General features: G+C 61.4%; 26 protein-coding genes and 1 pseudogene. 5 read left to right on the top strand and 22 right to left on the bottom strand.

The genetic code is table 11. From position 1 onward, the window contains the following. Positions 1-121: 121 nt before the first annotated feature. On the top strand, positions 122-655 hold the full coding sequence (locus tag E8M77_RS18470) for a helix-turn-helix transcriptional regulator (RefSeq protein WP_137132100.1): 534 nt from the start codon (positions 122-124) through the stop codon (positions 653-655). 658 nt (positions 656-1,313) lie between these two features. Here the strand turns inward: E8M77_RS18470 and E8M77_RS18465 are convergent. From E8M77_RS18465 to E8M77_RS18455, 3 genes and pseudogenes are all read right to left on the bottom strand, one after another. Further along, positions 1,314-1,991 (bottom strand): annotated as a pseudogene (locus E8M77_RS18465) (phage major capsid protein); the annotation flags it as partial. Between the two features lie 4 nt (positions 1,992-1,995). Further along, positions 1,996-2,568: an HK97 family phage prohead protease gene (locus E8M77_RS18460; RefSeq protein WP_137132098.1), complete on the bottom strand. Its 573-nt coding sequence runs from the start codon at positions 2,566-2,568 to the stop codon at positions 1,996-1,998. Positions 2,569-2,644: 76 nt separating this feature from the next. Then, positions 2,645-2,968: a DUF6107 family protein gene (locus E8M77_RS18455; RefSeq protein WP_137132097.1), complete on the bottom strand. Its 324-nt coding sequence runs from the start codon at positions 2,966-2,968 to the stop codon at positions 2,645-2,647. Positions 2,969-3,337: 369 nt separating this feature from the next. On the opposite strand from E8M77_RS18455, the gene E8M77_RS18450 reads away from it, so the two are divergent. Then, a complete protein-coding gene (locus tag E8M77_RS18450; RefSeq protein ID WP_137132096.1) occupies positions 3,338-4,195 on the top strand; it encodes a phosphatase PAP2 family protein in 858 nt (285 codons plus the stop codon). A 26-nt stretch (positions 4,196-4,221) separates the two neighbouring features. On the opposite strand, the gene E8M77_RS18445 is transcribed toward E8M77_RS18450, so the two are convergent. From E8M77_RS18445 to E8M77_RS18430, 4 genes are all read right to left on the bottom strand, one after another. Further along, complete coding sequence (locus tag E8M77_RS18445; RefSeq protein ID WP_137132095.1) at positions 4,222-4,518, bottom strand: type II toxin-antitoxin system RelE/ParE family toxin; 297 nt, start codon at positions 4,516-4,518, stop codon at positions 4,222-4,224. Then, positions 4,518-4,790 carry a ribbon-helix-helix protein, CopG family gene (locus E8M77_RS18440; RefSeq protein ID WP_137132094.1) on the bottom strand — a complete coding sequence of 91 codons (273 nt, stop codon included), beginning with the start codon at positions 4,788-4,790 and terminating at the stop codon, positions 4,518-4,520. The genes E8M77_RS18445 and E8M77_RS18440 overlap by 1 nt, the downstream gene beginning before the upstream one ends. A gap of 72 nt (positions 4,791-4,862) precedes the next feature. Next, the gene (locus E8M77_RS18435) at positions 4,863-6,098 is read right to left on the bottom strand and encodes a phage portal protein (protein ID WP_137132093.1); all 1,236 of its coding nucleotides are present in this window, start codon (positions 6,096-6,098) and stop codon (positions 4,863-4,865) included. Between the two features lie 33 nt (positions 6,099-6,131). Beyond that, positions 6,132-6,773: a hypothetical protein gene (locus E8M77_RS18430; protein ID WP_137132092.1), complete on the bottom strand. Its 642-nt coding sequence runs from the start codon at positions 6,771-6,773 to the stop codon at positions 6,132-6,134. Positions 6,774-6,994: 221 nt separating this feature from the next. Between E8M77_RS18430 and E8M77_RS23945 the strand changes: the two genes are divergently transcribed. Beyond that, entirely contained in the window at positions 6,995-7,132 is a 138-nt protein-coding gene (locus E8M77_RS23945; protein ID WP_170975925.1) for a hypothetical protein, read from the top strand. A 366-nt stretch (positions 7,133-7,498) separates the two neighbouring features. Here E8M77_RS23945 and E8M77_RS18425 read toward each other — a convergent pair whose 3' ends face one another. The 5 genes from E8M77_RS18425 to E8M77_RS18405 all read right to left on the bottom strand — a co-directional run bounded on the left by E8M77_RS18425 (position 7,499) and on the right by E8M77_RS18405 (position 12,103). After that, a complete protein-coding gene (locus E8M77_RS18425) occupies positions 7,499-8,749 on the bottom strand; it encodes a terminase family protein (protein ID WP_137132106.1) in 1,251 nt (416 codons plus the stop codon). Positions 8,750-8,936: 187 nt separating this feature from the next. After that, a complete protein-coding gene (locus tag E8M77_RS24295; protein WP_246659317.1) occupies positions 8,937-9,521 on the bottom strand; it encodes a hypothetical protein in 585 nt (194 codons plus the stop codon). A gap of 287 nt (positions 9,522-9,808) precedes the next feature. Beyond that, positions 9,809-10,267: a DUF2442 domain-containing protein gene (locus E8M77_RS18415; RefSeq protein WP_137132091.1), complete on the bottom strand. Its 459-nt coding sequence runs from the start codon at positions 10,265-10,267 to the stop codon at positions 9,809-9,811. Then, the gene (locus E8M77_RS18410; protein ID WP_137132090.1) at positions 10,257-10,493 is read right to left on the bottom strand and encodes a DUF4160 domain-containing protein; all 237 of its coding nucleotides are present in this window, start codon (positions 10,491-10,493) and stop codon (positions 10,257-10,259) included. Before E8M77_RS18410 ends, E8M77_RS18415 begins: the two co-directional genes overlap by 11 nt. A gap of 122 nt (positions 10,494-10,615) precedes the next feature. Further along, entirely contained in the window at positions 10,616-12,103 is a 1,488-nt protein-coding gene (locus E8M77_RS18405; RefSeq protein ID WP_137132089.1) for a protein adenylyltransferase SelO, read from the bottom strand. Between the two features lie 233 nt (positions 12,104-12,336). On the opposite strand from E8M77_RS18405, the gene E8M77_RS18400 reads away from it, so the two are divergent. After that, entirely contained in the window at positions 12,337-12,978 is a 642-nt protein-coding gene (locus tag E8M77_RS18400) for an outer membrane protein (protein ID WP_137132088.1), read from the top strand. A gap of 325 nt (positions 12,979-13,303) precedes the next feature. Here E8M77_RS18400 and E8M77_RS18395 read toward each other — a convergent pair whose 3' ends face one another. From E8M77_RS18395 to E8M77_RS18355, 8 genes are all read right to left on the bottom strand, one after another. Beyond that, positions 13,304-13,510 (bottom strand): heavy-metal-associated domain-containing protein, encoded by a 207-nt coding sequence (locus tag E8M77_RS18395; RefSeq protein WP_348639910.1) that lies wholly within the window; start codon positions 13,508-13,510, stop codon positions 13,304-13,306. Then, on the bottom strand, positions 13,510-13,938 hold the full coding sequence (gene cueR / locus E8M77_RS18390) for a Cu(I)-responsive transcriptional regulator (protein ID WP_137132086.1): 429 nt from the start codon (positions 13,936-13,938) through the stop codon (positions 13,510-13,512). Before cueR ends, E8M77_RS18395 begins: the two co-directional genes overlap by 1 nt. Then, positions 13,935-16,442, bottom strand: a complete 2,508-nt coding sequence (locus E8M77_RS18385) for a heavy metal translocating P-type ATPase (protein ID WP_246659316.1) — start codon at positions 16,440-16,442, stop codon at positions 13,935-13,937. Before E8M77_RS18385 ends, cueR begins: the two co-directional genes overlap by 4 nt. Before the next feature lie 89 nt (positions 16,443-16,531). Continuing rightward, positions 16,532-18,724 carry a methyl-accepting chemotaxis protein gene (locus E8M77_RS18380; RefSeq protein ID WP_137132085.1) on the bottom strand — a complete coding sequence of 731 codons (2,193 nt, stop codon included), beginning with the start codon at positions 18,722-18,724 and terminating at the stop codon, positions 16,532-16,534. 215 nt (positions 18,725-18,939) lie between these two features. Beyond that, positions 18,940-19,707, bottom strand: a complete 768-nt coding sequence (locus E8M77_RS18375) for a hypothetical protein (protein WP_137132084.1) — start codon at positions 19,705-19,707, stop codon at positions 18,940-18,942. A gap of 308 nt (positions 19,708-20,015) precedes the next feature. Continuing rightward, the gene (locus tag E8M77_RS18365; protein WP_137132083.1) at positions 20,016-20,276 is read right to left on the bottom strand and encodes a ribbon-helix-helix protein, CopG family; all 261 of its coding nucleotides are present in this window, start codon (positions 20,274-20,276) and stop codon (positions 20,016-20,018) included. An 88-nt stretch (positions 20,277-20,364) separates the two neighbouring features. Continuing rightward, positions 20,365-21,258, bottom strand: a complete 894-nt coding sequence (locus E8M77_RS18360; RefSeq protein WP_137132082.1) for an NAD(P)-dependent oxidoreductase — start codon at positions 21,256-21,258, stop codon at positions 20,365-20,367. Positions 21,259-21,612: 354 nt separating this feature from the next. Then, on the bottom strand, positions 21,613-22,083 hold the full coding sequence (locus tag E8M77_RS18355; RefSeq protein WP_137132081.1) for a YcgN family cysteine cluster protein: 471 nt from the start codon (positions 22,081-22,083) through the stop codon (positions 21,613-21,615). Positions 22,084-22,266: 183 nt separating this feature from the next. Between E8M77_RS18355 and E8M77_RS18350 the strand changes: the two genes are divergently transcribed. Next, on the top strand, positions 22,267-24,468 hold the full coding sequence (locus E8M77_RS18350) for a transglycosylase domain-containing protein (RefSeq protein WP_137132080.1): 2,202 nt from the start codon (positions 22,267-22,269) through the stop codon (positions 24,466-24,468). Between the two features lie 48 nt (positions 24,469-24,516). Here the strand turns inward: E8M77_RS18350 and E8M77_RS18345 are convergent, their stop codons facing one another. Together E8M77_RS18345 and E8M77_RS18340 are read right to left on the bottom strand one after the other, a co-directional pair. Then, complete coding sequence (locus tag E8M77_RS18345) at positions 24,517-25,134, bottom strand: PIN domain-containing protein (protein ID WP_137132079.1); 618 nt, start codon at positions 25,132-25,134, stop codon at positions 24,517-24,519. A 3-nt stretch (positions 25,135-25,137) separates the two neighbouring features. Beyond that, a complete protein-coding gene (locus E8M77_RS18340; RefSeq protein ID WP_137132078.1) occupies positions 25,138-25,494 on the bottom strand; it encodes a hypothetical protein in 357 nt (118 codons plus the stop codon). Positions 25,495-25,618 lie beyond the last annotated feature (124 nt).

Raw genomic sequence — 25,618 nt, 5'->3', positions numbered from 1 at the left:
TTCGCTTCCTTTGATCGAGCTACGATGAACCAGAAATCCTCTCCTCTCAATTAAACACGATCTGTCTCAAGGGCGCTGATGTCGGACAATCGCGTATTTGTAAATACGCGATTGTTGTCTAATGGGTGAGTTATTGGCGAAGCCGGAAAGCGAGCCGAAAACGCTACTGGGCGGGCGAATTCGGGATGTTCGTCGGGCCTTGGGGGATCCCGACCGGACTGAATTTGCTGATTCACTTGGCATCAGCAAAAACACGCTTGCGTATTACGAGCGTGGAGAGCGGACCCCCGATGCCATGACACTCGCAATCTATAACGAGCGGTTCGGTATCAACATCAATTGGCTTGCTACCGGGAAAGGCGACATGTTCGCGCCCGGCCATGGAAACATGGCAACGTTACAGATCGACCCCGACCTGATGGAACGGCTCCATGACCGTGTATCCGCGATATTTGGCGAGGTTGGCCAAAAACCGCCACAACGGCGCATCGCCCGAGAGGTCGCATACCTCTATAACGAACTTGCAAAAGTGGTGCGGGATATGGGCGACAAGGAAATGCTAGACGCCGCATTGCCAATGTTGACATTGGAGTTCAAACGCAAGCTTGAGCGCGCTGCAGCCGAACCTGGCACCGGGAAACGTTCGGCTTCATAGTCATAAAGGCACTGATTTTAGGGGCGCCGCACGGCGCATCTCTAGTTGCATCCCAGTGCCTGTTCCATATGCGCGACGGGGTATCCACCGAACTTGCCTTTATGTTGGTTGGCTCATTGCTAAAATCATTGGGCGAAATTTTATAACCATACACCGCTACGTTAAATGAGGCCTCACAGACCGGCTTACTGTGACGGCTGGCCGCGCGTGACAGGTCCTGTATCGTGGCGTGCCCATTATTTGAGAAGGCTGATCCCCTCAGGAACAACGAAACCCCAAATTTTCGGATAGAGCAGGTAAGTGGGACGGGCTTGACGGAACTGGGATCAATCGTCCCAGTTTCCATTTCTGGGGTAACGGGTCAGGCCGCACCACGGCACGTCTGCGCAACACGGCAATTCGCCGTTTCATTTGGTCTGGGCCAAAAATTATCTAGACTTCTCAGAATGTTGTTCTTGTCAGAGCGAATGGCAGAACAATGCGGGAAGAATGCGCGAAACTGTGCCAAAGATTGCGCGATGGTTCGGCGATTTCAGCGGATAATTTACATTCTGAACCGCGCTGCGCTGGGACAATTTCTGCAGCAAGTGATTGATAAACATGAGTTTATCTGAGACTTCGTCGCTCTTTGATCTGTGACAAAGGTAACACCCCCCTACATCCAGTCCTCGATATCGACGGCGGCATCATCCAGCAGCGCCTGGGTGGCGGCCGGCATGGCATAGAGTTCCATCGTGGGGAAGGAAAGCTCCACCAGCGCCGGCGTATTGGTCTGCGGGCGCGCCGCCGTTTCGGCCACCCAGCCGGTCGAAAGGCCGGCGGTGGCAAACGGCTTCTTCAGAACGGAGGCCGAGACCGTGCGCACGGTGGACAGTGCCCGCATCGGCGAAACCACCGAGACACGCCGGCCGATCGCGCTGTCGGTCTCGGCCGGCACCAGATAGCCGCCATCGGTCGGCGTGCCCACCGAAAACGCCTTGGCCTGCAGATCGCGCAGCGAGCCTTCGTCGCCGCGCCGCATATAGGCGTCGAAAGCCGCCTTGTGCTCGCTGGCCTCAAGGCTCATCTCTGCCCTCCCGCCCAGCGCCGGGCGCTGCTTCTTCAGCACCAGCTGGTCAAGCAGCTTCTTCTGCTCGTCGACGGCGCGGTTGACGCGGTCCATCTTGTCGCGCGTCACCACATCGGCGGTCAGTTTCTGCTCGATTTCGCCGAGCCTTCGGTCGTTCACCTCCTTGAAGGCCTCGAAAGCCTCCATGAAATCGTCGAAGGCCGCCGTCACCGTGTCCGGCACGGCCTTCACTTCCGGTGCCGTCACCATCGTCGTCGCCTGTGTCATTGCGTCATCCTTTGAAACTGGTTGCCATCATCAGTCTTGCCGCCCGCCGCATGCTGCGCACGAGTTCGGTTTCGCGGTCGCGGAAGAACCGCGCATGCTTGACATCGGAGACCCTGGCCGATGGCAGCATCGGAAAGGTCACCACGGAAATTTCCCAGAGATCGGCCTCCAGAATGCGCCGCACCCCGGTTTTGGCGTCGGTGCGGGCTTTGACGGTGCGAAAGCCGATGGAAAGCCCGTCCAGTGCGCCACTCTTCATCAACGCATGCACTTCGCGGGCCCGCGCCACGCCGGAAGACAGCACGCCCTCCACGTAAAGCCCGCGGGCATCCTCGCGGATCACCGTCCAGCTGCCGATCGGCTCGTTCGGATCATGCTGGTAGAGCATGCGCACGCTGGGTGCGCCGCGCTCCATCAGCGAGTTGCGAAACGCCCCGCGCTCGATCGTGTCGCGGCCAAGATCCACCTCGCCAAACACGCTGGCATAGCCGCTGAATGTTCCGTCGCCGCCCAGTCCCGAAAGCTCGAGACTGGCAAATTTGCGCGCATTCGGGCGCGGCCCGCGGTAAGCGTGCATGAGACTCTCCCTCAGATGATCGTGATCCTGTGCCGCGACTGTGCGGCGTTTCAGGCGCCAGAAGCGCGCCGAGCGTTCACGGCGGATCGGATTTCGCCCCGTAGCGGTTAGCAATGCGCACCAGCGCGCCGAGCACCCACCAGGCGCACAGGCTTGCCACCGCCGCCCCGCTCAGCATGGTTTCCACCGGTGACAGCTGGCCCGATAGCCCCAGGCGCTCCACGAGCCACAGCCCCACCGGTCCGCCGAACATCACCCCGCAGGACAACCCGGTCAGGAAACGGCTGGCCGCCTCGCGCCCGCTTTTGGGCACGAGATAGACGAGCGACACCCAGGCGCCGGCAGCGGCACCCGCCAGTTTTGCAGCCATCAGGCCGCCATCATGGCCAAGCTCAGCCATTTATTTACCTTTCTGAGCGATGATCATCTTTATCGGCGCCGTCTTCACGTGCCACGTGAGGACCGCCGGCTTCTGCCGCGCCACCAAATCCTTCAAGCTTTCGAATCGCTTGCGCGTCACCCCTCACAGGGCGGTTGCGGCTCTTCATGTGGCAGGTGAAGCGTTTGAAGCGTCGGATGAGCGTCAGGCCGCCCCTGCCCTTTCGCCGGAACACCCGCGCTCAACCCCTTGGCCCTGGCTGAGAAACCAGCGCAGCCGGGCTATTTGCCGGCCATCGCCCGCACGTCATCCTTTGTATGAACTGCCTGCGTCATACGCCCTACATGAAGTTTGTATTATGTGCGGGTCGGGTATGTTGGGGAACGATCCATGGTCTATGTCACGTCTTCCGGGCAGGCGCATCGCGGCACGCTGCAGGAAAAACCGATCCTCGTATCGGCTTTCGTCACCGCCTCGATCTCGATGATCTTCTCGGCATTTCCGCAGATCGATCTTGGTGTAAGCCGCCTGTTCTATGTCGAAGGCCAGGGTTTTCCGGCAAGCCATGTGACAGTGCTGCAGACATTTCGTGCCATCGGCCAGTATTTTCCGCTGACACTCTCCATCGCCATGCTGGTCGGGCTAGCGCTGAAACTCATCTACCCCACGCGGCCCTGCCTGTTCAATCCGCGCTTCACGGTCTATTTCGCCAGTCTCTTCCTGCTGGGACCGGGCCTTATCGTCAACCTCATCCTCAAACCCTTCTGGGATCGTCCCCGCCCCCGCCAGATCCTGGAATTCGGCGGCGAGAAGCATTTCATGACGCCCTGGCAATTCGGCGGTGAAACGTTTGACGCACGGTCCTTCGTCTCCGGCGAAGTGGCGGTGGTCGTCTGTCTCATCCCGCTTGCCCTCTTCGTGCCACCGGTCTGGCGCCGCTGCGTCTTCGTCCTGCTCTCGCTGTTTGCCGCGGCCACCGGGCTTAACCGCATGGTCTTCGGCGCCCATTTCCTGTCGGATGTGCTGATTGCCGCCGGCCTCATGGCCATGCTCGCCAGCGGCCTCTGGTATCTGATCTATGTGCGTCCGGGCACCGAATCCTGCGATGACAAGCTCGATGCCCTGCTCAGCCAGATCGGCTTTGCCCTGCATGAGAAACGCCGCAAGACCATCCGCCAGGTGCGCGCCGGCCTCACTCTTGTGTTGACCCGGCTGGCCCGGCTCCGCTGGTCCTTCAACGCAAGCTGACAGGGCGGCTCGTACCCCACCGCCGATCACAACCCGTCATCATCCAGTGCCAGGTCGGGATCGGCCTGTTGGCCATGTCGGATATGCGAAACCACCAAGCGCAAGTTTTCCAGCGAATAGTCGATCACATAGGCGCCGCAGACATAGCGACGACGCCCGTCAAGCGGTAACGGCGCTCCGGCCTGCGGGTGGCGGGCCAGCAGCTGGAATGCAGTCTTGAAATGCTCCATCACGCGCCGGGCGGCACGAGGATTGACCTGTTCAAGATAGTCGCGTTCCCGTCGCAAATAATCAGCGGCGTTCTTCGACAGAACAACGCGCATCAGGCAGCATCAGGTCGGGCATCGCCCAGAAGGTCCGCAAACAGATCCTCGGCCTCGACAAACTCGCCATTGCGCACCTGCTCCTCCCCTTTCAGGATCTGCAGGATGTCGTTACCCTCGGCCATCAGATAGTATTTCAGTGCCCGCACGATCACCCAGCTGCGGCTACGCTCGGTCGCCTTGGCGATCTGCTCCACCTCGGCCAGAATGTCTTGCGGAATGCGCAGGGTGATGGGGTCGGAAAGGGCTCGTCTGTCGGATGCGTCTGCCATGCGGTCGGGCTCCTCTTGTCTTACCGTGTATTACAAGAGCATACGCGCTTGCCGACCGCCCGTCCAATCACACTAATAGCCCACTGCCTCGCGCTTTTCGTCATCGCTCAGAAACGCCGCCGCCCCCACTCGGGCCCAGAGCGCATCGCGCTCGGCCGCAAGCCCCGGCACGCGGTCAAGATCCGGTTCCAACCGCAGCCCCTCGTCGAAATGGTCGGAAAGCCAGGCGGAAAAGCTTGCCGCCGTGCGCGTCAGGAGCGGCACCACCGTGAGGCGATAAAAGGCGCGGTTGGCCTCCTGATAATTGGCATAGGTCGTATCGCCGGGAATGCCGATCAGCATAGGCGGCACGCCGAGCGACAAGGCGATATCGCGGGCAGCGGCATTCTTCGCCTCGATGAAATCCATGTCCTTGGGCGAAAGCCCCATGGCCTTCCAGTCCAGCCCGCCTTCCAGAAGCAGAGGTCTCCCGGCATTCACGGCACCGGCATAGCCCTGTTCCAGCTCGGCGCGCAGCCGCTCATACTGGTCGGCGGAAAGATTGCCGCCCTCCTTCGGCTGGTAGACAAGCGCGCCGGAGGGCCGCGCCGAATTATCAAGAAGCGCCTTGTTCCAGCGGGCAGCGGCATTGTGCAGGTCAAGCGCTGCTCCCGCGGCCGATAGCGGCGAAAAACCGCAATGATCGTCGAGCGGATGAAACAGCTTCAGATGCAAAAGCTGCGCAGCATCGCCCCCCTGCCCGCCGCCTGCCCCGTCGCGGCTGGCCTCGCCTGTGGCTGCAATGCGCCGGCGCACGCTACCCACCTGGTAATCATAGGCCAGCGGCCAACCATCGGCGCCGGCCACCACGCTGACCCGATCGGGCCGCAGCAGATGCAGTTCGCGCAGCGCCCCGCCAATCTCCAGCGCCTCCACATAGGCATTGCCGGACAGCATCAGCTGACCAAACAGCGCTTCGAGAAAATCCGGGCCGCTCTGGCGCGGGTTGGGTCGTTGTAACAGCAGAAGAGCGGGATGGCCTGCCACTTCGCGGAGTCCAAGATAGGCGAGCCAGGGCACCGAGGCTGCCGCCTCCGCAACCATGCGCAGCGCCCGGTAGACGACCGGATTGCCCATGAAGCCGGCGCGTGACAGCGCACCATAGGAGCGGCCGGACCAGTGCACCCCGCCCTCGCCCGACAGAAACGCGAAACCGGACCCCATGCCAACCGTCGCCTTCTGCTCGGCGGCTAGAACGGGCGCGGTCGGGCTTGGCGGCTGTCGTGCCGGATCTGCACGGCGCCAGGGCAGACGAAACGGTGTTTTCATCACATCCTCGTTCTTTGAAAGGGTGAAACAGGCTCAGGCGCCGGTCAGCGCCTGCAGATAGCTGCGCCCATAGCGGGCAATATCCTCTGCCCGGTCCCGGCCATTGATCACGGCGCGCGCACCCTTCCAGTCGCTGCGTTTCTCATCGAAAAAATCCGCAAGCCGCCTGCCGGTAAAGGTGCCGGTCAGCATGCCCTCGATCAGGATAGATACGGCGCGTTGCGGCTCCAGCGCACGTTCCGGGCAATCCTCGATGCCAAAGCGCCGGTAATTGTCACGCCCGGTGATCTGCACCAGGTCCCGGCCGCGATAGCGCCAGCCATCGCCGCTGTCTTCCCTTCCATTGCCCATGCGTCCGCCATAGGCGCGGTTGGCAATCCTCTCCGGCTGGCGGGCATAGGCCTTGGCCTCTGCCGGGCTGAAATACCGGGCAAAGCTGCGCAGCAGGCCGGCCTCGCTATAATTGAGGTTTTCCGCCACCGGCTGCATCTTCCCGCCCGTCTCGTGAAAAGCGGTCGCCAGGATATAGCTTAAAAACCGGTGGTCACCGCGCGCCACTGTCGCCTGCCAGGCATGCAACACGGCCCTATGGCCCTCACCTGCCGAAGCGCTCATGCGCCCGCCATACAGTGCTACGCTGACCCGCCGGATCCAGTCTGTCTCACCCTCTGCCATCGGCTGCTCCCTTGCCCGAACCACCCGCCCGCTGTGCCTGCAAACATGGTTTGACCGCCGCACACAGGTTGCGGAGGGCTTCATGCAAATCTTTCAATCGATTTGAAATATACTAATCGGTTTAGTCGTTTAGCAGGTGCTTTACTTTCTGCTAACGATATGGAACCAACAGGGTCAGAGCGCCGTTTAAGCGTCCGATCAGTCAACGTCAGGAGATCATGATGATGTCGCAACCTGCCACCGTGTCCCAGACCTCCAAAACCGCAAAGCCGCAGATTCCGTTGCATCTTGTCGAGCGCCTCGAATCCGAATGGAAGCAGATGCGCGACAGCGCTCCGCAGCCGGCTCCGGCACGCTGAATCGCGTTTGCCGCTTCGTGCGGTGCCTTTATCGCCATCAATCTTGCGCGGCGGGCAAGGGCCCTATTGCCCCTCACCCCGCCTCCACTTCGCTTGGCGACCCTCTCCCCGCAGGCGGGGCGAGGGATAGCAGAACCCTTGCGGCTCTTGCGTCCCCTCTCCCCGTTCTTGACGGGGAGAGGGCCAGGGTGAGGGGCAAATTATACCGCCCTCCAAGCGGACGTCCGCATGAGACCTCTCAAGAATTGTCGATGACGTGGCTAAAATGATGATGTCGAGACCCGGAGCGCAGCGTATGTTTGATACGTAAGCACCGGAAGCGCAGACAGTGCCATTTGCAGCCCGCCAGCGTAAATTCCACCGCCATCACAATCCCCGCACGCGCGGCTCCCCATGCCCTTCCAGCATCAGCGCCGTCAGCGCCCAGACCAGCGCATCGAGACGGTCGGGAGACCGGCCAGACGATAGCCCGTCCGGGCCGAAATCACACATCTGGTCTTCCAGCGCCGCAAAGCGCCCGGCATGCGCCACGCGTCCCTGCTCGTAGAGGGCTGCCACCGGCTCGGCGCGCAGAAATTTGCCGCGCGTGGCACGCACCTGGGCAAGCGGCAGGCTTTCATCGACGCTTTTCAGCATGGCCGCCACCATTTCGCCGCCCTGGTTCACCTCCGCCACCACCCGGTCGGCGGCAAAGCGGTGATAGGCCTTGACGACGGCAAGCGCCCAGCCTGCCGGGCTCAGGCCCTCGACGGAACAATCGGCCAGCACCACGGCGCGGCCGCTCGCCTCCACCCCGGCCACGACAATGCCGCAGCAGGAGCCGGACCCCATGCCGGAGGGCGGATCGACCGCCACCACCACGCGCCGCAGCGCGCCGGTAAAGCGAATGGTCAGCGCCTCCAGATCGGCGCGCTTCCACAAGCCGTCCTCGCGGTCGTCGATCAACTCGCCATCGAGTTCCTGGCGCCCGAGCCGCGTTCCGCCATAACGGCTTTCGAGTGCCGCGATAAAGCCCGGCGCCATATTGCCGGCATTGTCGCGCGTCGACATTTTCACCAGCCGGGTGCCCGGATCGGCCATCAGCCGTTTGAGGATCGGCACCGGGCGCGGCGTCGTCGTCACCAGCTGGCGCGGATCTTCGCCCAGCCTGAGCGCAAATTGCAGCATGTCGAAAGTCTCTTCGGCATGTTTCCATTTGGCCAGTTCATCGCACCAGGCAAAGTGAAACTGCGGCCCGCGCAGGCTTTCCGGGTCTTCGGAGGAAAAGATCTGCGCCACCGCCCCGGAGGGCCATACGAGCCTTCGCCGTGTAATCTCGAAATCCGGCGCCTTGGACCCGGCAATCCGGCAAATGCCCGATACGCCGTCGATCATCACCTCGCGGGCATCGCCCAGCGTTTCGGCCACCAGCGCAATCCGCAAGCCCCTGGCCTGTGGCCCGGTCGCCAGCGCCTGCACCCATTCGGCGCCGGCGCGTGTCTTGCCGGAGCCGCGACCGCCCATCAACAGCCAGTTGCGCCAGTCGCCTTTCGGCGGTCTCTGCTCGGCGCGTCCGGCAAACTCCCAGGTGCGGCGAACCCGATACGCATGGGCGAGAACCGAGGCCGGAAGCGCCATGCCGCCTGCTATCTGCTGCACCACGACGGCCTCCACCGGCCGGCCTTTTTCGCAAGGAGCCACTGGTGGCAGAGCTGGAGCCGGGCCCGTGCCGGCCAGCATGGGCAGGCCCGCATCGACGGCCGCCCTGATATCGTGCCGAGCAGCCTCAACACCTCTCATACCGCCCTCATGCTCAGCCGAAATCTCATGGATTGCCGCCATCAGCCCCAGCAGATCCGGGTGGTCCTGTCCCAAGCGCACCACCGGGTTCACCCGTTCCAGCGTGCTTGTGCTGCAGCCAGGTTGCCAGAAGCTCTTTGGCGCGTGCCTCGATAAGCGCCTGAACATCGCGCAAAGCCTCCTCGAAACCGCCCTCATCCCCTTGCCGCTCGGCCTCTTCGGCCCGGTCGCGGGCCAGCTGCCGTTGCAGGCTGTCAATCTTTTCCAGCGTGCGCACGATCAGGCTCATGGCATCGGTTGCCGCCTTCAGGTCAGCGCGTGCCAGTTTTTGCGCTGCCTCGTCGCCATGCATGCCCTGTTCCTCGGCCTGCGCCCGCAAGGCGCGGAAGGCTGAAAACTGGTCGCGCATTTCGCGCGTCATCTCACTCAGCAACAGGCGCAATTCCTCGGCACCGGCGGCTGCATCGGCACTTTTCAGCTCCAGCAGCACCCGCCGCGCATCCGCCACCACGTCCGCATCCAGCCGCGCCGCTTGCAGCGCCACCGGCCCACACTCCTCGGCATCAAAGGTGGAAAACAACGAAAGATCGATCCCATCGAGCCTGTCCATTGTCTTTCTCCTGAAGCGCTGCACGAAAACTGGAAGCCAAATGCCGAATGCCAACCGAATGCCGGGCACGAAAAAAGGCCCGCCGCTCGCCTGAGCCCGGACCTTGCTGTCATTCATTTCAATGTCGTGTCGCCGGCTCTTGTCTTTGCCGGATACAATTCTTCGACTGTGACTAAAACCTATCAAATCACCGTGACGCCGTCAAGGACTATTTTCCTATCGTCGCGATTTTTCTGGCCGGTTTGCTGCGGGCGTGACCCTAGAACCCGTGAAGACTGCATCAGATATCAGCCGGCGCGTTGTCGGCGGATACCGATGAGATAACGCGTTGCAAAGGCCACGGAGCGCGGGATCGCCTTGGCTTTTCGATAATCCGCCACCTGTCGGCGGGAAATATCCAGTGCCGCCGCCATGCCCTCCAGCGTCATGCCCAATTCGTCCATGGCATGGCGGAAATCGTCATTGCCAAATTCGATGGCCGGCAATTTGCTCAGCCACAGCGCCGAAAAATCAATACCGCCCGGCCATTCCAGCGCGGTTCCCCACTCGTCCACCTGCAGCGCGCGGAACAGACTATCATCCTCGCGCAAGGGAATGAAAACGCGTCGGCTGAAGAGAGCCGGTGCCAGATCGACGACCTCTTGCCGGCCTGTCGTCCAGGTCACCCGCACCAGCCGCCCCTCCAGCGCCTCTGCTTTACCGATACGCGGCAGCGGTGCGCCCACCGAGATCAGATCATCGCTCATTCAGGCGCCTCCATTCCTCTTCCAGATGCTGGCGATTGCCGTCCATCTGCGCCCATTGCCGAACCTGTTGCAGGGTCCTTGCGGTAATCTGGCCCTGCAGAATGCTCAGGTCATCAATCCGCATCAAGGCATCATGGTCCGGTGTCGAGACATGGAAATGCGGCGGATTGTGATCATCCGCGAAAATCATGATCCTGATCGATCCCAGACGCATGATGACCGGCATGTTGATCGCCAAAATAGTGCACAAAGCGCACTATTTCAAGCGCGCACCGGCTGCAAAATGTTGCGGCAGAATGCGTCATGCCCGTTTCGCATTCAAGTGCATCAGCGATGATCTTTCTACCTTCACGTGCCGCAGAATGTCCGCAGCACGCGCTCCTCATCCTTCGGCGCCTCGCGATAGGCATCAAACTCAGCATGATCCGCGTATGGATCGCTGACGGCGGCAAGCATGCGGTGGAAGGGCGACAGATCGCCGGCGAGAGCCGCGGCAATCAGTTCTTCCACCCTATGATTGCGGGGAATGATTGCCGGGTTGGCGCGCCGCATCAGCGCGATGCTTGCAGGCGCATCCGGCTCGCGCGACAGACGATTGCGCCAGGTGGCAAGCCAGGCCTCGGCCTTTTCCCAGGGCATGAAGCCTTCGAGAAATACCGCTTCCGCCTGGAGCCTCGCATCGCCGCCTGCCGCATCGGCTTGCGCCAGATCGGTCAGCCGGCGGAAGGTCAGCGTAAAATCGGCGCGCCCATCCTGCATGGCGGAGAGCAGCGCCTGCACGAGTTCGTCATCGCCATCCTCTTGCGTGGCAAGCCCGAGTTTGCCGCGAAACACGCCAAGCCAGGCGGCCTGGAAATGGGCACCAAAACTTTGCAGCACGGCATTGGCCGCCGTTACCGCCTGTTCCTCATCCGCATCGATCAGCGGCAGCAGGCATTCGGCCAGCCGCGCAATGTTCCACTGGGCAATGCCCGGCTGGTTGCGATAGGCATAGCGTCCCTGCTGGTCGATGGAGGAAAACACCTTCATCGGCTCGTATTCGTCGAGAAAGGCGCAAGGGCCAAAATCAATGGTCTCGCCGGACAGCGTCATATTGTCGGTATTCATCACCCCATGGATGAAACCGATGCCAAGCCAGCGCGCCACCAGCTCCGCCTGGCGCTCCGCCACCCGCTGCAACAGCGCAAGCGCCGGCTTTTCCTCAGCTTTCAGGTCCGGATAATGCCGGTCAATCACATAGTCCACCAGGGTTTTCAGCGCATCCGTATCGCTGCGCGCCGCAAAGAACTGGAACGTGCCGATGCGCACATGGCTTGCCGCCACACGGGTAAACACGGCGCCGGGCAGCATGCGTTCGCGCTGCACGCGCTCGCCGCTGGCCACGGCCGCAAGCGCCCGCGTGGCGGGAATACCAAGCGCTGCCATGGCTTCAGACAGGATATATTCGCGCAGCACCGGCCCCAGCGCTGCCCGCCCATCGCCACGGCGGGAAAACGGCGTCGGGCCCGCCCCCTTCAGCTGGATGTCGCAACGCTTGCCCCCCGCATCCACCACTTCGCCCAGAAGGATCGCCCGGCCATCGCCCAGGCGCGGCACGAAATTGCCGAACTGGTGGCCGGCATAGGCCATGGCGAGCGGCTCGGCACCCGGCGGCAGTACATTTCCGGAAAAAATCGCCGCCAATCGCCCGGCATCTGAAGCGTCCAGGTCCAGGCCGAGATGTTGGGCAAGCTGCGCATTGAAGGCAATCAGCACCGGGCCTTCCACCGGTTCGGGATAGACCGAGGCATGAAAGCTCTCCGGCAGGCGGGCATAGGAATTATCGAATGGAAACAAGGGGTCTCTCCTTTTCTGCCAGCCACTTTCAGTCTATCGGAAAGCCTGTCTGCTTTCCATATGGGGTATGGCAGAGGATACGCAAGCACTGCGGAAAAGCCGATGATACCGCGCATTTTCCCGGCACGGGCACCCCGATCCAAGCATTTCTGATACTCTGTTGTATTTTAGCTACAGCTTTATGATGGCTGCGCCCTACCTCCATTCCAGACTTCATCACAGGGAATGCAGATATGAACAAGATCCTTCTTCTCGCCGCCTCCGTCGCCTTTGCCGGTTCGTCTGCGGCTCTGGCTGCCGATGCCGTCGAACAGATCCCCCAGGCTCCGGTTGCCGTTGAAGAAATGGCGCCTGCCTTCACCTGGACCGGCGCCTATATCGGTATTCTCGGCGGCTATGGTTGGGCAGACGGCGACTTCCAGTCGGCCACGGGTTCGGCCAGCGATAATTTCGATGGCGGTCGTCTCGGTGCCTTTGTCGGCTATAACTGGCAGATGTCGTCGGGCTTCCTCGTCGGCCTTGAAGGCGATGTGAATTACGACTGGAACGACAATGATTATGCTGGCGGCTTCAATGCCGGCACCAAATTCTCCGGCTCGGCTCGCGGTCGCATCGGTTATGCCATGGATCGCACCCTGATCTATGCCGCAGGCGGCTGGACGGCAGCCAATGGCTTCGTCAAGGGTCCGGGCGTCGATGAAAGCGAAACCTTCAACGGCTGGACCGTCGGCGCCGGCATCGATTACGCCTTCACCGACAATATGTTCGGCCGTCTGGAATATCGCTACAACGATTTCAGCGACAAGAACCTCGCCGGCATCAACACCGATTTCGACCAGCACGTCGTCAATGTCGGCCTCGCCGTCAAGTTCTGATTGTTCGCGTCCCGTGGGTCGCGAAGCTCTCCCCGCCTGACGGCTGGGAACCGGGTATGAGGCAAAGTCCCCTCCCCAACCCCTCCCCACAAGGGGGAGGGACTTAACTCGCCGCATCGTCGGCATTCTGACTATGCGGGACAGTTCCGCTTGTCTTCTCCCCCCATGTGGGGGTCCGAAGGACGGGTTGAGACCCGTGGCTCAACCCCGGTAGCCCGGCAGGCCAGAGAGGGCCTTCAACAAAAGGCCACCGCCCGACCGATCATGGCCGCAAGCGCAGACAGTGCCATTTGCAGCCGGTCAGAGGCAATTGATGGGCAGACTGTTAGGCGAGGCCCAGCCGCTCCGGCGTATACCCTGCCTCGCGGATCGCCTCTTCGGCGGTCGCGGCATCGCCACCCTCCAGCGTCACCCGGTGCCCTGCCAGATCAACGGCCACGGGAATGCCCGGAAGCGCTTCGGCAAGCGCTGCCTTCACCGCCTTTTCGCAATGGCCGCAGGTCATGTCGCTGACTTGGAATGTGGTGGTCATCATCGTCTCCTTGGTTTGCAGTCTTCGTCCGCTGCATCGCCCTGCCCTGCCAGATCCTCAAGGATCGGGCAATCGGGCCTTTTGTCGCCACCGCAGCAATGCGCCAGATGTTTCAGCGTCTTCACCATGGCCGACATTTCTGCGATGCGCCGCTCGAGATCGGCAATATGGCTGAGCGCCACCTGTTTCACCGCGCCGCTTTCGCGCTCCTTGTCCTGCCACAGTGCTAAAAGTCGCTCGGTCTCTTCCAGCGAAAAGCCCAGCGACCTTTCGCGCTTGATGAAGCGCAGCCCATGCACCTCGTCCTCGCCATAGATCCGGTAATTGTTGTCGCTGCGCGCCTTTGGCCGGATCAGCCGGATTTCCTCGTAATAGCGGATCATCTTGGCCGAAACGCCGGAGGCTTTCGACGCCTCACCGATATTCATGCACCACCGCCTTTCAGGTCCACGCGCTTCAGCCTCAGCGCATTGGTGAGCACGAAAACGCTCGACAGAGCCATGGCGCCGGCGCCGATCATTGGCGACAATTGTATGCCAAAGGCCGGATAGAGCGCACCGGCGGCCAGCGGAATAAGTGCTGCATTATAGCCGAAGGCCCAGAACAGGTTCTGGCTTATGTTGCGCATCGTCGCACGGCTGACGGCGATCGCATCGACGGCGGCGTTCAAATCGCCGGAGGACAAAACCACATCGGCGCTTTCGATCGCCACATCCGTGCCGGTGCCGATGGCGATGCCGATATCGGCCGCCGAAAGCGCCGGCGCATCATTGATGCCGTCGCCGATAAAGGCGAGCGCGCCCTTGTCAGTCTTCAACTGCCGCAGCGCTTCCACCTTGCCGGCCGGCAGAACCTCGGCCACAACCTTGTCGATGCCAACCTCAGTGGCCACTGCGCGCGCCGTGCGGACATTGTCGCCGGTCACCATGGCAACCGTGATGCCCATCGCCTTCAGCCGGGATATGGCCTCCCGGCTTGTCGGCTTGACCGGATCGGCCACCGCCAGAATGGCGGCAAGCCTGCCGTCGATGGCCGCATAAAGCGGCGTCTTGCCCTCATCGCCGAGCCTTGCCGCCTGATCGGCAAACAGATCAACCGAAAGCCCGAGCGCTGTCATGAACCGGTCGGCACCGACGGCCACCCGCTTGCCACCCACCACGGCCTCTATGCCATAGCCGGCGCGGGCTTGCACATCACTCGCCTCGTCCATGTCCAATCCGCGGGCCGTGACCGAGGCCAGGATCGCCTGGCCCACCGGATGTTCCGAGCGCGCCTCGACGGCCCCAACCAGAGACAGGACGGCGTTTTCCTCAAAGCCGTCGCAGACCACAACATCGGTCAGTTCCGGGTGACCCTTGGTTACCGTGCCGGTCTTGTCGAGCACCACGAGTGTGACGCCCTGCAGCACCTGCAGCGCATCGCCCTTGCGAAACAGCACGCCAAGTTCTGCGGCGCGGCCGGTGCCGACCATGATCGACGTGGGCGTTGCAAGCCCCATGGCGCAGGGGCAGGCAATGATCAGCACCGCCACCGCCGCCACCAGTGCATGCGGCAGAACCGGTTGTGGCCCCATAAGCCACCAGACGAGAAAGGTCAGCACGGCCAGACCCATCACCGCTGGCACGAACCAGCCGGTCACGCGGTCCACCATGGCCTGGATCGGCAGTTTTGCCCCTTGCGCCTCTTCCACCAGACGGATGATCTGCGCCAGCATCGTATCGGCGCCCACCTTTTCGGCGCGAAACCGGAAACTGCCCGTGCCATTGATCGTGCCGCCGATAACGCCTGCACCGGCGGATTTTGCCACCGGCAGCGGCTCGCCGGACATCATCGATTCATCCACATTCGAGGTGCCGTCGATCAGCGTGCCATCCACGGCAATGCGTTCGCCGGGACGCACGATCAGCACATCGCCGGGTTGAACCTCGTCGGTTGGAATATCGAGTGTCTCGCCGTCTCGCTCCACCCGCGCAGTCTTTACCCGCAGATCCAGCAGCCTTTTGATCGCAGCGCCGGTGCGGCCACGGGCGCGCGCCTCCATGAGCCGTCCGAGAAGAATGAGCGTGATGATGACGGTTGCGGCCTCGTAATAGACGAAGCGCGAAGCGGCCGGCAGAAGACCCGGCGCAAATGTGGTGACCAGCGAATAGCCATAGGCGGCCAGAACGCCCAGCGCCACCAGCGAATTCATCTCCGGTGCGCCTTTCAAAAGTGCCGGAATGCCGGCCTTGAGGAAGCGCCAGCCGGGGCCGAAGATCACCAGAGTGGCGAGCGCAAAATAGACGTAATAGAGCACCTCGCTGTCCACCGCGCCCAAAAGCCAGTGGTGGAAGGGCGGGTAGAGATGGCCGCCCATTTCCAGCACAAATAGCGGCAGGGTCAGGATGGCAGCAATCGCCAGATCGCGCTTCAGGATTGCGGCATCCTCGGCATGGTGATCATGGCCCGCATGACCATGATGCGCCGCCTCACCTTTGCCTTGCTCGGCGGCCTTCGGCCGGGCAAGCGCAAAACCTTGCCCCGCAAGTGCTGCGATCACGGCGCGCTTTGCCTCGCGGCCAAAGGTATCGACGCTAAAACTGGTCCGGCCTGCCACCAGATCGACCGCCACCACGCCGGGCAGCGCCTGAAGCCCCTGCATGAGCCTGTCCGCCGCACCGGCATCCGGCAGTCTATCCAGCACCAGATCCAGCCGCTCGGATTTCGGCTCATAGCCGGCCTTGCGGATGGCCTCGGCCAGAACCTTTGCCGAAAAGCCCGCACCAGTCTCCACGGTCAGGCTTTCGGTGGCAAAATTCACCGCGCTGGAGGTCACGCCCGCCACCTTGGCCGCGGTCTTTTCCACCCGCTTGACGCAGGAGGCGCAGGTCATGCCCTCGACGGGGATGATGAGTGACGGGAGAAGTGCAGACGATGGTGCAATGGCATTCATGGCATGGAATCCTTTGATCCATGCTTACATGGGCCTTCCCATCATGGGAAGGTCAAGGGCCGGTCATGGCATAAAGGAAAAGCTTTGCGTCAGGCTGCAACCCGGCGAGCCCGTAAATCCTGCCGGCCTGCCCCATCCTCCAGCCGGAAGCGGCTGATCTTGTCGAACAATTGCTGGCCTTCCTGCTCGATGGCCTGCGTGGCCGCATTGCTTTCCTCGACCATGGCGGCATTGCGCTGCGTCATCTGGTCCATATTGTTCACAGCCGATGAGATTTCGGCAATGGCCGTCGATTGCTGACGCGCACCTTCGGTAATCGTGCTGATTTCCCGGTCAATCGTCAGGATGTGATCTCTGATCTCCACCATGTGGCGGCCGGAATTCTGCACCAGTTCCACACCGCTCTGCACCGCCTGCGCCGAAGCCTGGATCAGCTGTTTGATTTCCTTGGCAGCCTTGGCCGAACGCTGCGCCAGTTCGCGCACTTCCTGGGCAACTACCGCAAAGCCCTTGCCGGCCTCGCCGGCACGCGCCGCTTCCACACCGGCATTGAGCGCCAGAAGATTGGTCTGGAAGGCAATCCCGTCAATCACTTCGGTAATCTGGCCGATCTGGCCGGAGGAGGCTTCGATGCGTTCCATGGCGCCAACGGTTTCCTGCGTGATCTTCGCCGAGGTTTCGGCACTTTTGCGCGCGCCATTCGTCACGCCGCTCACCGTGCGCATGCGATTGCTGGTTTCCTCCAGGGTCGAGGTCACCTCGCTCAGCGCTGCGGAGGCCTCTTCCAGCGAGGCGGCCTGGCGCTGCGTCCGCTCGGCCAGGTCGTTTGCGCCGGCGCGCAGTTCCGATACGCCATGCGTCAGGGTCACCACCGTTGCAGAGACCCCTTGCATCGTGGATTTGAGCTCGACCACCGAACGGTTGAAGGCCAGCCGCAGCGGTTCGAGATCGCCGGTAAACGCATCAGCAATCTGGTAGGTCAGGTTACCGGCGGAAAGCTGCGTCAGGCCATCGCCCAGCGCATGAACCGCATACTCCACGGCGCGCGCCCGTTCGGCCTCCTTCATGCGATGCGCTTGCGTATCGCGCAGGCGAAGCTCGGCCTGGCGCTGGCGCTCCTCGGCATCGTCACGGGCGCTTCGGGCGTGATTTTCCATGCACAGCAGAATGGCGCGGCCAAGCCGGCCGATCTCGTCGCGCGCCTGCGATACCACCATGGTTGCACCCGCCTCTCCGCGCCCATGCTCTTCAACGACAGTCACCATGGCGCGCAGGGGACGCACCACCGTCATCAATGTCAGAAAGCCGAGAAACAGCGTGAGGCCTACGGATGTAGCCGCAATCGCGCCGGCAATCAGCAGTTCGCGTGCGTCCTTGGCAGCCATGGCTTGCGATGCGGCACGGATCTGCGCCAGTTCGGCAAGCTCTGCTTCGTAGAGAATATTGATGCGCGCCGTGGTCTTGCCGAACCAGTCCCTGGCGTCCAGGCCGGCAAGCGAGGCCTCGCCGCCAGCCGTCAGCATCTTGCGGCGAAACTCCTCGATCTGCGCCTGCTCCGGGCTGGCCGCGAAGGATTGCAGCTTGGTTGCGGCAAGCGTCGGGTCCAGCTTGGCAAATTCCTTGATCAGGATATCGCCGGCCCCGGAATAGCGGGCAAAATTCATGTAGAGGTCCGGGGGAATGCGGCCCGACGTGATAAAGCCATTGCCCATGCCGCGCTCCTGACCGGCCAGTTCCTTGGCAAGCCCAAGGTTCACATAGGCCTGCAGGCGCGCACCGACGGTTTCATCCAGTCCCGATAGCGAGAGCGTGCGCGTCACGTCCAGCAGGTCCCCCACCAGCCCAGTATAGAAGGCAAATGATTGCGGCGGCGTGGTCGTCAGTTGGTCGATGCCGCTGCGCAGAGCAGACAAGCCCGGCAACCGGTCGGTCACCTTCGCCAGCGCCTGCGGCGCAACGCCAAGGATTGCGGCATTGACGAGTGCCTCATCCAGCTGCAGAATCTGTTTGTCGGTCTCTGCGCGCGCGCTGCCCAGCTCCTGGCGGTTGGCACTGCCCTTGGAACTCAGGAAACCCGCCGTCTGGCCGCGTTCCACCTGCAACCTTTGCACCACATGGCTGATCAACTCGATGTCATGGCTTGCCTCGGCTATGCGGGCGGATGCCTTGTAGGAGGCATATTCATCGATCATGAGATGCCAGGCGAGCGCCACGACGGCTGCCAATGGAACCAGCGCACAGATACTGAGACGGGTTGATATGGACAGATCCGAAAAACGCATTGCAGTATCTCCATTGGACCTCCCAAGGTTGCAATGGCAAGGTAAATTTAGATATAATATATAAGTAATTATAGCAATACACTGATTACAAAGAGGATTTTCTATTTTTTGATGCAATAACCTGCGATTACCGCAGGCGGTATCAGCAGCAGCCTTCGGTTGCCACAGCGATTGCACGCCGGCATGTTTGCAGGCCGTTTCCCATCATCAGAAGATCAAGGGCCGGTCATGGCATAAAGGAAAAGCTGCGTCTTTCGCCGGTCGGAAAGCTCCCAGATTTCGCTGGGCTCGACATCCGGCACGGCAAAACTGTTGGAAACGAGCAGGCTGCCGGGCGCCATTTCGGCCTTGGCCTTGGCGTAAAGCTGCGCCATCGGCTCCGGCGACAGGAAGGCATAGGTCACGTCCATGCGCGACAGATCGGTCGCCCAGATATCCTGGCGCATAATCGTGCCGCGCCGTGCCAGCCGCGACAATAGCCAGGCAATGAGAAAGGTCATCGGCGCGGTTTCGACGCCGTATGCCTGCCGGTCTTCTCCGGCCACCGCGCGCACCACGCCGCCAAAGCCGCAGCCGAGATCGATGAAGGTTTTCGCCTTTCGCTCGCGCATCAGGCCCAGCATCGTTTCTGCCGTCTGCCGGTTGCTGAGGTAGAGCGGCACCCGCTCGCGCGCCGTATTGGAAAAGAACAGATAGATCATCAGAAAGGCAAGCCCAAAGGGCCAGGCCGGCAGGCTGCCGAGATTGAGCACCAGCGCCAGCGCCAGCGGAAACAGCGCGGCAATCCACAGCCACCAGACGGGAAGCCTCAGCCGCCAGGTCACGGCCATGGCAAGGCCCACCTGCACGGCCAGAACGACAAATACCAGCGCCAAGGGCGGCATGCGTCCGGCAAGGATTACCGCAAGCCCGAGCGACACGATGGCCGCCAGCCCCTGGGCAAGGGCGGCGCCTAAAATGGGAAACTGGCGGATCCTGTTCATCGGATAAGGCTAGCGGCGCGTCCTTGCGCGAACATGGGGAAGTGAGGGCCAACGAAGGAGGCGGGTCTCGCGCCTTTGTTGCACTTACCCCCCTCTGCCTTGCCAGGCATCTCCCCCTCAAGGGGGGAGATCGACCAGCGGACACCTCTCGCCCTTACTTCTTTGTCGAACCTGGATCAGAGGGTCGGGAATATAAGCGGTTGCCGTTCTGCTGATCTCCCCCCTTGAGGGGGAGATGTCCGGCAGGACAGAGGGGGGTCGATAAAGGAATACTGCGGGTCATTTTGCCTTGGGCGACAGAGTGACCTTCAAGCAGCCTCTCCCTTTGTGATCGCGTCCACTTCCGCAATCACGTCATCAAGATCATGTCCCAATCCGTTTTCGATATCCCGCCGGGCCTGATGCAACTCGATCATCTCGCGGCCTTCCGCCGCGAGATAGGTTTTCAGGGCCCGTACGAAGACCCAGCTTCTGCTGCGATCGCAAATCGTTGCAATCTGCTCGATCTCGGAGAGAACATCCTTCGGCAGCCGCATGGTGATCGGATCGGAAAGCTCCTGTTTAGCCATGATTTTTCCTGGTGTTTGTAATACAGAAAGTTTAATCGCAAACAGGCGCGACGTCAAATTGCCGATACGCCGCCGCAGCCCCCTCCCATCAATCCTTCACATAACGGCGCCAGTCATGCGCCTCGCGAAAGCCCAGCACCTCGCGGATCTTTTTGTTGCTGATCGGCGCGCCGAATTCGTCGATCTCGCCGGTCACCGGTGTGCCGGGGGCGTGTTTTGCCAGAAATTCGCGCGTCGGCTCGCGGGCGGTGATCGTATCATTCACCGCATTGAACACCTGAAAGCCGAGCCCGTCCTTTTCCACGCAGAGATCGACGATCTGGCCCAAATCCCGCGCATCAATATAGCTCCAGGCATTGCGCTTGCGGCTTTGCGGATCGGCAAGCCAGGCCGGCACATGGACGTAATCTTCCGGCGAAACGACATTGCCGATCCGCAGTGCATAGACATCGGCCGAAAAACGCATGGCAAAGGCGCGCGCCGTCTTTTCGTTCACCACTTTGGACAGACCGTAACTGTCCATCGGGTCAACATCATACTCCTCGGTCAGCGGAAATTGGTGGTAATCCTTATCCCCTTCGGCAAAGCACACGCCATAGGTGGTTTCGCTCGATGCAATGATGACCTTCTTGATGCCAAGCTTCAGCGCCGCCTCGATGACATGATAGGTGGAGGTGACATTTTCGGCAAAAGTCACATTATCGGGGCGAATGAGAATGCGCGGCACGGCGGCAAAATGCACCACCGCATCCACCTTTGCCGGGCCGTCGCCGGTTTCCAGCCCATCGAAACCGAAATGCTGCGACAGCGCGTTGAACACTTCGCCACTCTCCGTCAGATCGGTGATCAGCGTATCCACCGCCCCGCCGGGAAAGGGGTTGCGATCGAGATTGAGAACCCGGTGGCCCCTGCCGATCAGATAAGGAATGACGTGGCGCCCGGCCTTGCCGCTGCCGCCGGTAAAAATGATCCTTTTGCCCATGCTTGTGTCTCCTCCGCCTGGTTCTGGTCGAGCCCAGAGATAGGGTGCGGCAGGGCAATTGGGAATGGGGGGGATTTCCGTCTGCCCTGCCGGGTATCTGGGTTGAGCATCCTGCACCCCCCTCTGTCCTGCCGGACATCTCCCCCTCAAGGAGGGAGATCAGCAGAACGGCAACCGCTTATAGTCCAACCGCCCGATCGAGATTATGCAAAGAAGTAAGACCGAGCGGTATCCGCGAGTCGATCTCCCCCCTTGAGGGGGAGATGTCCGGCAGGACAGAGGGGGGTCAATGCAGTTTCAACCCCGGTCCGTGCGGCAGCCAGATGGGGTCTTCTCAAGGACGCAAAAAATCCCTCACCGGCGCTCCTGCGCAAGGTCGCCCACATGCAGCGGCCAGTCGATCAGGTAATCCTCGAAATCATCGATATCGACATGCTCTTCGGAAATCGTGCGGTTTTTCGCCGAAATTCCCGCCTGGTGCACGGTTTCGGGATCGCCGGAAACCAGCGGATGCCACCAGTAAAGGTCCTCGCCATCGCGGATCAGCCGATAGCCGCAGGTGGGCGGCAGCCAGGGGATTTCGCGCACGCTTTCCACCGTCAGCTGGATGCATTCGGGCACGGTGGCCTTGCGGTTCTCGTAGTCGGAACAGCGACAGCTTTCCCCGTCGAGCAGGCGGCAGGCGACCGAGGTGAAGGCCACTTCGCCCGTATCCCAATCTTCCAGCTTGTTGAGACAACAGAGCCCGCAGCCGTCGCAGAGGCTTTCCCACTCCGCGCCGGTTAACTCTTCAAGGCTTTTGGTTTTCCAGAAAGGATTTTGCATCTTGTCTTTTTTAGCATGGACTGAACATATTCCCAATGGCGGAGTTTGGCGGGCGATGAACACCTGTCCGTCAACCATTTGTCAGCCATTGCGGGCGTATGGAATTGTACCGGCTTTTCGTCCTTCGCGCTTCAGGCGTCAAGCGGCTGGTGCATCAGGCCGAGCAGGGACCGAGCGAACTTCATGGCAGGGCCACAGGACAATCGCAATCTCGAAGAGCCGCCGCGTCGCCGCCGGCGCCATTTTCTCCTGCGCGCCGATGCCTGGCTGGATTCAACCCTGTGGAACCTCGGCTTCAGGCTCTCGGAGATCTGGGAGGAGATCAGCATCTTCTCGCGCCGGTTTCGCGTGCGCGGCTGGAAGCGTCTCGTTGTCGAGATTGCCGATGAGGGCCTGACATTTGGCACCGCCGGCTTCGTGCTGCTTCTGGCGCTTGCCATTCCCGCCTTCGAGGAAACCAAGGAGGATTGGCGCGCCCGCGGCGATTTCGCTGTCACCTTTCTGGATCGCTACGGCAATGAGATCGGCCATCGCGGCATTATCCACGAGGATTCGGTGCCCGTCGATCAGCTGCCCGATCATCTGGTGAAAGCCGTGCTTGCCACCGAAGACCGGCGGTTCTTTTCGCATTTCGGCATTGATTTTCTGGGCCTGATCCGCGCCATGAGCGAGAATGCCCGTGCCGGTGGCGTCGTGCAGGGCGGCTCGACGCTGACGCAGCAGCTGGCCAAGAACCTCTTCCTCACCAATGAACGTTCCATCGAGCGCAAGATCAAGGAAGCCTTCCTCGCGCTCTGGCTGGAAGCCAATCTGTCGAAGAAGGAGATCCTGTCGCTCTATCTCGACCGCGCCTATATGGGCGGCGGCACGTTTGGCGCAGCGGCGGCCGCACAATTTTACTTCGGCAAGAACATTACCGATGTGAACCTTGCCGAAGCCGCCATGCTCGCCGGCCTGTTCAAGGCACCGGCCAAATATGCCCCGCATGTCAACCTGCCGTCGGCGCGTGCCCGTGCCAACGAAGTTTTGACCAATCTCGTGCAGGGCGGGCTGATGACCGAGGGCCAGGTGGTGGCGGCGCGCCGCAATCCGGCCAGCGTCATCGACCGGGCGGATGCCACCGCCCCCGATTATTTCCTCGACTGGGCCTTCGAGGAAGTGCAAAAACTGGCCGAAAGCGGCAAGCTCACCAAGCATTCGGTGATCGTGCGCACCACGATCGACATGGGCCTGCAACAGGCCGCCGAAGAGGCGATGGAAAGCTCGCTGCGCGAATATGGCGAAAGCTACCGCGTCAAGCAGGGCGCGCTGGTGATGATCGAAACGGGTGGTGCCGTGCGCGCCATGGTCGGCGGGCGCGATTATGGCGAAAGCCAGTTCAACCGCGCCACCAAGGCGCTGCGCCAGCCGGGTTCCTCCTTCAAACTGTTCACCTATACGGCGGCCATGGAAAAGGGCTTTACGCCGGAATCGGTGATTTCCGATGCGCCGATCACCTGGCGCGGCTGGTCGCCGCAAAATTACGCCCGCTCCTACAAGGGCAAGGTAACGCTGATGTCGGCGCTGGCGCAATCGCTGAATACCGTGCCGGTCAGGCTGGCCAAGGATGAACTCGGCACCGACAAGATCGTCGAGACGGCCAAGCTGATGGGTGTGGAAACGCCGCTGCGCTCCGACAAGACCATTCCGCTCGGCACGTCGGAAGTCACCGTCATGGATCAGGCGACGGCCTATGCGGTCATGCCCGCCGGCGGCGTGCAATCGCAGCGGCACGGGCTTGCCCAGGTCCTGGATTACAATGGCGACGTGCTGTTTGATTTTGCCCGCGACATGCCACCCCCGGCCCGCATTGTCTCGCAACAGGCCACTGCCTCGATGAACCGCATGCTGGTGCAGATCCCGGTCATCGGCACTGCAAAGCGCGCGGCCCTTGATGGCGGCATCGTGACGGGCGGCAAGACCGGCACCTCGCAGAGCTATCGCGATGCCTGGTTCATCGGCTTCACCGGCAATTACACGACAGCCGTCTGGTTCGGAAACGACGATTTCACCTCGATGAACAATATGACCGGCGGCTCGCTGCCGGCCATGACCTTCAAGAAGCTGATGGATTATGCCCATCAGGGCATAGAGTTGAAAGCCATTCCCGGCATCGACAATCCGCTGCCCACCGGCAACCACGCCAATGGCCGGGCGCTTGCCGCCAAAGGCTCGGAAACCGGGCTTCCGGCGCTGATCCGCCCCCGCTCGCTGTCGGCGGAAAGCACGCGCATCCTGCGGCGCATCGGCGGCGATCTGTCGAAGGCCACACCGCTTGCCCCGATCACGCAAAAGGTGGCGGAAGCGGACCTGCGCGGTTCAACGCCGGTCAATGCCAAGCCGTGAGGGGCTGTCTCACGCCAGACGGCTGGGACCAAACGACACTGCCGGGCATCATGGCACATGCTCTTTTCCCGGCCTCTGAAGTGTACTCCAGAGACTGCCCGGCGAAAAATCATAGCCCAGGCGCATCCAGTGCATCACATCGAACGGGTGGGCGACAATCAGATCCGCCGGTGCGATCTCATATCTCAGGGCCTGCAATGTTCGCTTGCCGGCAGACCGCGTCTCCACCACTTGCGTATCGATGACAGAGGCATCCTTGCTGGTGAAATCCCGCAAATTGTCCGTGACAAGAATGTCGGCTCTGGCACCGAAGGCGGTCGCCAACACGCCGACATCCTCGATATCGGACATCGCGAAGCGCTCTTCACCGCCCAGGATGAGATAGGGATCGAGCCCGTCTGGGCCGTATTTCATGATGTCGATCAAGGAGCCGGAATAGGCCAGGATTCGGTCTTCCGCAAATTTCAGCCGGCGGAGAACCGTTTCGAGGGTTTCGATCATCTCGAACGAGATCACCAGTTGCGCGCTGTCGGCCATCCCCCATTTCTGACTGCTGACCATGGAGACGAGGGTCTGTGTCGCGGTTCCGATATGACGACGGTCATGCGCAATGATATTGCCAACGAAGATATTGACATCGAGCACCACGCGGACCGGACGATCCATATCTTAAGACCGCTGTGCGGCGGCGCGGCTGAGACGCGTTGCTTCTTCCATCAGGTCGATCTCGCTCGAGGCCATGTCCGGGCCGCCGAAACGCTGTTCGGATGCAAGGTCGGCGGTTGCCTTTTCCAGACGAACCCTGGCCGCCGCCGCCATCATTTCGCGGCCAAGCCTGCCGATCGTTTCCTGGTCGTTCTGTGCGTGAAGTTCGAGTAGAAAATCGCGCACCCCCTTGGGAAGTCCCACAAACACGGTGATTGCACTGGAAACCGCATTTGAAACGGACCGGTTTTCCAGTGATGCCACCATCTTCAATTTCGTGGCTGTTTTGCCATCGACATTCGCCGAAACGGTAGAGGACATGGCAAGCTCCTATAGAAACGCCTCACTCCTATATACTGCAATCCACCCCATCTGCCAAATCGCCGCTTCGCCATTTTCGCGCGGGCGAAACAATGCTAGTCGTGAGGCATGATTTGCAAAGGTT

Origin of the sequence: Rhizobium sp. FY34 (assembly GCF_005222845.1) — a bacterium.
Lineage (GTDB): Bacteria > Pseudomonadota > Alphaproteobacteria > Rhizobiales > Rhizobiaceae > Neorhizobium.
This window is presented reverse-complemented; position numbering and strand designations above follow the sequence as displayed.

Excerpts from the sequence above, each read along its gene's own strand:
- E8M77_RS18435 (WP_137132093.1), bottom strand. The coding sequence starts at position 6,098 with ATGAAAACACCGTTTCGTCTGCCCTGGCGCCGTGCAGATCCGGCACGA.
- E8M77_RS18410 (WP_137132090.1), bottom strand. The coding sequence starts at position 10,493 with ATGCCGGTCATCATGCGTCTGGGATCGATCAGGATCATGATTTTCGCG.
- E8M77_RS18365 (WP_137132083.1), bottom strand. The coding sequence starts at position 20,276 with ATGGCTAAACAGGAGCTTTCCGATCCGATCACCATGCGGCTGCCGAAG.
- cueR (WP_137132086.1), bottom strand. The coding sequence starts at position 13,938 with ATGAATATCGGTGAGGCGTCGAAAGCCTCCGGCGTTTCGGCCAAGATG.
- E8M77_RS18355 (WP_137132081.1), bottom strand. The coding sequence starts at position 22,083 with ATGCAAAATCCTTTCTGGAAAACCAAAAGCCTTGAAGAGTTAACCGGC.
- E8M77_RS18385 (WP_246659316.1), bottom strand. The coding sequence starts at position 16,442 with ATGAATGCCATTGCACCATCGTCTGCACTTCTCCCGTCACTCATCATC.
- E8M77_RS18350 (WP_137132080.1), top strand. The coding sequence starts at position 22,267 with ATGGCAGGGCCACAGGACAATCGCAATCTCGAAGAGCCGCCGCGTCGC.
- E8M77_RS18345 (WP_137132079.1), bottom strand. The coding sequence starts at position 25,134 with ATGGATCGTCCGGTCCGCGTGGTGCTCGATGTCAATATCTTCGTTGGC.
- E8M77_RS18460 (WP_137132098.1), bottom strand. The coding sequence starts at position 2,568 with ATGCACGCTTACCGCGGGCCGCGCCCGAATGCGCGCAAATTTGCCAGT.
- E8M77_RS18450 (WP_137132096.1), top strand. The coding sequence starts at position 3,338 with ATGGTCTATGTCACGTCTTCCGGGCAGGCGCATCGCGGCACGCTGCAG.
- E8M77_RS23945 (WP_170975925.1), top strand. The coding sequence starts at position 6,995 with ATGATGTCGCAACCTGCCACCGTGTCCCAGACCTCCAAAACCGCAAAG.
- E8M77_RS18470 (WP_137132100.1), top strand. The coding sequence starts at position 122 with ATGGGTGAGTTATTGGCGAAGCCGGAAAGCGAGCCGAAAACGCTACTG.
- E8M77_RS18440 (WP_137132094.1), bottom strand. The coding sequence starts at position 4,790 with ATGGCAGACGCATCCGACAGACGAGCCCTTTCCGACCCCATCACCCTG.
- E8M77_RS24295 (WP_246659317.1), bottom strand. The coding sequence starts at position 9,521 with ATGGACAGGCTCGATGGGATCGATCTTTCGTTGTTTTCCACCTTTGAT.
- E8M77_RS18360 (WP_137132082.1), bottom strand. The coding sequence starts at position 21,258 with ATGGGCAAAAGGATCATTTTTACCGGCGGCAGCGGCAAGGCCGGGCGC.
- E8M77_RS18395 (WP_348639910.1), bottom strand. The coding sequence starts at position 13,510 with ATGACCACCACATTCCAAGTCAGCGACATGACCTGCGGCCATTGCGAA.
- E8M77_RS18340 (WP_137132078.1), bottom strand. The coding sequence starts at position 25,494 with ATGTCCTCTACCGTTTCGGCGAATGTCGATGGCAAAACAGCCACGAAA.
- E8M77_RS18430 (WP_137132092.1), bottom strand. The coding sequence starts at position 6,773 with ATGGCAGAGGGTGAGACAGACTGGATCCGGCGGGTCAGCGTAGCACTG.
- E8M77_RS18455 (WP_137132097.1), bottom strand. The coding sequence starts at position 2,968 with ATGGCTGAGCTTGGCCATGATGGCGGCCTGATGGCTGCAAAACTGGCG.
- E8M77_RS18445 (WP_137132095.1), bottom strand. The coding sequence starts at position 4,518 with ATGCGCGTTGTTCTGTCGAAGAACGCCGCTGATTATTTGCGACGGGAA.
- E8M77_RS18425 (WP_137132106.1), bottom strand. The coding sequence starts at position 8,749 with ATGGCGCTTCCGGCCTCGGTTCTCGCCCATGCGTATCGGGTTCGCCGC.
- E8M77_RS18380 (WP_137132085.1), bottom strand. The coding sequence starts at position 18,724 with ATGCGTTTTTCGGATCTGTCCATATCAACCCGTCTCAGTATCTGTGCG.
- E8M77_RS18400 (WP_137132088.1), top strand. The coding sequence starts at position 12,337 with ATGAACAAGATCCTTCTTCTCGCCGCCTCCGTCGCCTTTGCCGGTTCG.
- E8M77_RS18375 (WP_137132084.1), bottom strand. The coding sequence starts at position 19,707 with ATGAACAGGATCCGCCAGTTTCCCATTTTAGGCGCCGCCCTTGCCCAG.
- E8M77_RS18415 (WP_137132091.1), bottom strand. The coding sequence starts at position 10,267 with ATGAGCGATGATCTGATCTCGGTGGGCGCACCGCTGCCGCGTATCGGT.